Here is a 4,216-nt window from a genome sequence, read left to right on the forward strand (position 1 = left end):
AGCCAGAACCTGCTCCGCCAGCGCGCCGTCATCGACACCTTTCCCGGTTACCCGGTGGTGCGGGCATGGTTCCCCTGGGAGGCGGCGGGCTTCGCGGTCGAACGGTTGAAGCCCGATGTCGCGGTGGTCCAGTGCCACAAGTCGGTGCCGATTGGCAGGGAACTGCAGGCGCTGGGCGTGCCGCTGGTTGTCTATCTGAGGAATGTCGAATTCCATGAACTGGCTGGCGACCTGCGCGAACTGCGCTCGGCGCTCTACATCGCCAATTCGGAGTTCACCGCCCGCACCTACAAGGAAAAATTCGGCATCGATTCGACGGTGATTCCGCCCACCATCAATCCCGGAACTTACAGCACGCCGACGACCCGCGAGTTCGTGACGATGATCAACCCCTACAACGAAAAGGGATTCGAACTGGCGGTCCGCATTGCCGGCGAATGCCCTGAAATTCCGTTCCTGTTCGTCGAGAGCTGGATGCTTGACGACGACCACCGGGCTGAGATCGAAAGAACCATTGCTCCGCTGGGCAACGCCACCCTGGAAAGCCGCACCAGCGATATGAAGACGGTCTACGGCCGCACGAAGATTCTGCTTGCGCCCAGCAAATGGGAAGAGGCCTGGGGCAGGGTAGCATCCGAGGCCCATTGCAGCGGCATCCCTGTCGTCGGGTCCCGGCGCGGCGGGCTGCCGGAAGCGATCGGCGCCGGTGGCGTCGTGCTCGACTACGACGCTCCGCTCGCCGACTGGGTTGCGACGATCAGGCAATTGTGGAACGACAAGGCCGAGTACGACCGGCTTTCAGCAGCGGCGCTGTTGTTTTCAGAACGGCCGCAGATGAATCCGGACAAACAGTTCGCGACATTCCTTAATGTCCTCGACAATGCCAGGCGAAGCGGGCTGGAGCGTGCCGCCTGAAACCCGTCCTGGGGGCGACATGCACTAGCCGGATCCGCGCTCGCAGATAGGCCTCGCTAGCGCCGCGGGCGCGGGCTGTTGCGCAAGGCCTCATGCCCCCGGTTCCAGGCATTGCCTGGCTATCTCGTTTGTGATGTTGCAGTGCAATATTCTTGTGGCATCGCAGCAATCAACGTGTATTCTGTCCGTCTACATTAGGGCTTGCGCGACGCGGACCGCTTGGGGGTCTGGCCAAGTCCCAACCTTGCAGGCGGGCGATGCGCGTGGGCTTTGTCGTGGGCGAATTCCCACTTCTCTCGGAAACTTTCGTTGCGGACCAGATGGCTGGGCTGCTGGAGCGCGGCTTCGAGGTCGAGGTCGTGTGCGACAGGATGAAAGGTGACGACCGAATAGACCGGCAAAGCGAGCCGATGGCGACGCTGCTGGCCAGAACCCGGCATTGGTGGAGTTGGGCCGCTGGAATCCGCGAATTCGTACGGCGGCTGCCGCCGGGCCTGCGATACAAGGTTTCGACCGCTCTTGATATGGTTTTTGCGCGCCGCCTGAACCGCTGTGACGTGATTGTCGCTCACTTCGGACAGAACGGCGAGAGAGCTGCTGCGCTGAAGAAATGGAAGTTCCTCAAGCCGCCGGTCATAACCATCTTTCACGGCGCAGATGTCGCCATCCCGTCGCGGCAGGCAGTGCTTGCAACACAATATGCTGGGCTCATCAAGCATGGGACCTTGAACCTGACGGTCAACGATTTCTTCCGCGGGCTTCTTCTCGAAGCCGGCATGTCCCCGGCGAGCACTACGGTCCACCACATGGGAATCGATGCCCGCGAGATCAGCTACCGCTGGGAATCGTGGGAGGGCACCCCGCTGATCGTGACAACGGTTTGCCGCCTGGTGGAGAAGAAGGGCGTCGAGTTCGCCTTGCGTGCCTTGGCCGAACTCGCGGCCTCCCATCCGCAGATAGACTGGCGCTACGATATTATCGGGGACGGTCCACTGCGGATGGATTTGGAGAGGCTGGCCGCGGAGCTGGGCTTGACGGGACGCGTAACATTCCTTGGCAGTCTTCCCCACATGGAGGTGAAACGACGGCTTCGCGCGGCGCATCTCTTTTTGCTGCCGAGTATCACCGCCAGCAACGGGGACATGGAGGGCATCCCGGTCGCGCTTATGGAAGCCATGGCCGCCGGGCTGATTGCGGTCAGCACGGTTCACTCGGGGATCCCCGAGCTCATCCAGGACCTGGAGACAGGATTTCTCGCACCCGAGCGGGATGTTTCGACGCTTGCCGGCAAACTTGCCTGGGTCGCCGAACACCCGAAGGAATGCGAAGCTGTCGCGCTTGCCGCTCGTCGCAAGGTCGAGGAAGAGTTCAACGCAGATATGCTGAATGAACGTTTTGCGCAGATCGTTACCCAACTGGCCGCGCTAGGGTCAGCAAATGAATCCACCAGGCATATCAGCTTTGCCAAGGTCCTTACGGGCAGCCTGCCGGCTGACACTGCGCCTCAGTGATTGATTCAACGGCGGCGTGAAGTTGCGGGAAATCTTGCTACGCTGCAGCAAAAATGTTGCAGTGCAGCAAGACCTGTACTAACGTCCCCCGCGGGTGGGCCTAACAGCGGTCAAGTTTCATGCTGCATGTCTTGTGCCTCGGGCACGACGTTTCCGGCCCGGCTGTCATTGAGAGCACACCGGCTCCCGGCGCGGTCGAAGATGATTTCCCACAGCCATCCCGCAAGGTTTGCGCACGTCCCGCGTGGTCGTGCGGAACGGGGCGCCTGGTCGATATCCGCGCGAGCGCATCCTGCCGATGAAGATTTGCTTCGTGGTGGACAAGTTTCCTTCATTGTCCGAGACTTTCGTCCTCGACCAGATAGCCGGATGCCTTGAACACGGCATGGAAGTCGGCGTCGTCTGCAACGAGACGACCTTCGGCAAGGAACACAATATCGACGATCGGCGCTGGCAGGCGCTGCCCGGCAAGGTCGTGTGCTGGTGGGGTAGCCTCGGCCGCTATCGGCCACTCCTCAGGAAATGGTCAGGCAGGCTGTGGGACAAGCTCTCGACCGCCCTCGATCTCGTCAACGCGCACAAATTGCGGAAGGCCGACGTCATCGTTGCGCATTTCGGCACCAACGGCCTGCGCGTCGCCCGCGTCATCAAGCGGGGCAGGATTTCCGCACCGCTGGTGACGATATTCCATGGCAATGATGTCGGCGGGCCGATGCATGACAATACGCTTGGACGCTACAAGACCGTCTTCGAAGAAGGCGTTCTCCAACTGCCGGTGAATGCCTTTTTCAGCAGCGCCCTGATCGATGTCGGGGCACCGCCAGCGAAGGTCGTGGTGCACCATATGGGCGTGCGGCCTGGCGAGATAGAGTACCGGTGGCGGTCCTGGGAGCGGGACACGCTGTCATTCATCTCTGTTTGCCGTCTGACCGAGAAGAAGGGCATCGAGTATGCGCTTCGTGCGCTTGCCGCCCTGCCGCGCCGCGACTGGATCTATTCGGTGATCGGCGGCGGCGAACTGCTGGAAGAGCTGAAGCGGCTTGCCGCCGATCTCGGCATCGCCGACAGGGTGACTTTCCTCGGCCCACGCCCGCATGCCGAGGTCAAGCAGCGCCTGCGCGATGCCCATGTGTTTGTTCTGCCAAGCGTCGGCGCGCGCGATGGCGATCTCGAGGGCATACCGGTTGCCCTCATGGAGGCCATGGCCGCCGGCTTGACGGTGGTCAGCACTTATCATTCGGGCATTCCCGAGCTGATCGAGGACCAGAAGACAGGTTTTCTCGCGCCCGAGCGGGACGTCGCGGCGCTGACCGGCAAACTCTCCTGGATCGCCGAGAACCCAAAGCTGTGTGAGCCTATCGCGCTCGCTGCGCGAAAGAAGATCGAGGCGGATTTCAATGCGGACATGCTCAACGAGCGGTTCGCCCAGATGGCAACGCAGCTTTGTAAGATGAGATCGCCCGTATGAATGCCAACCCGCCTCCTCAGTTCGGCCGCGTCGCCCTGCGAGGCGGGCTGGTCACGGCCGGCTCGCAAGGCTTCAAGATGGTGATCCAGTTCATCTCGGTCATCATCCTGGCCCGACTTCTTGTGCCCGAGGATTTCGGCCTGGTGGCGTCCGTCGGACCGATCGTCGCCTTCGTCGGATTGCTGCAAAACCTTGGCCTGCAGCAGGCGCTGGTCCAGCGCAAGGACATCAGCGACCGACAGCTCAATCAGGTTTTCTGGGTCAGCGCGCTTGTCGGATTGGGCAGCTCCGTGGTGGTTGCAGCCCTCGCGCCGGCCATTGC

General features: G+C 61.7%; 4 protein-coding genes. All 4 read left to right on the top strand.

What is annotated here, in order from left to right; genetic code table 11:
* The coding region (locus EN780_RS28665; protein WP_128275969.1) for a glycosyltransferase at positions 1-915 on the top strand (915 nt) is incomplete at its 5' end.
* A 257-nt stretch (positions 916-1,172) separates the two neighbouring features.
* Positions 1,173-2,426, top strand: a complete 1,254-nt coding sequence (locus EN780_RS28670) for a glycosyltransferase (protein ID WP_128275970.1) — start codon at positions 1,173-1,175, stop codon at positions 2,424-2,426.
* A gap of 334 nt (positions 2,427-2,760) precedes the next feature.
* Complete coding sequence (locus EN780_RS28675; RefSeq protein WP_245500169.1) at positions 2,761-3,894, top strand: glycosyltransferase; 1,134 nt, start codon at positions 2,761-2,763, stop codon at positions 3,892-3,894.
* The coding region (locus EN780_RS28680) for an oligosaccharide flippase family protein (RefSeq protein WP_145971008.1) at positions 3,891-4,216 on the top strand (326 nt) is incomplete at its 3' end. The genes EN780_RS28675 and EN780_RS28680, both read left to right, overlap by 4 nt.

Source organism: Mesorhizobium sp. M4B.F.Ca.ET.089.01.1.1 (assembly GCF_004022605.1).
Taxonomy (GTDB): Bacteria; Pseudomonadota; Alphaproteobacteria; order Rhizobiales; family Rhizobiaceae; genus Mesorhizobium; species Mesorhizobium abyssinicae.

Excerpts from the sequence above, each read along its gene's own strand:
- EN780_RS28670 (WP_128275970.1), top strand. The coding sequence starts at position 1,173 with ATGCGCGTGGGCTTTGTCGTGGGCGAATTCCCACTTCTCTCGGAAACT.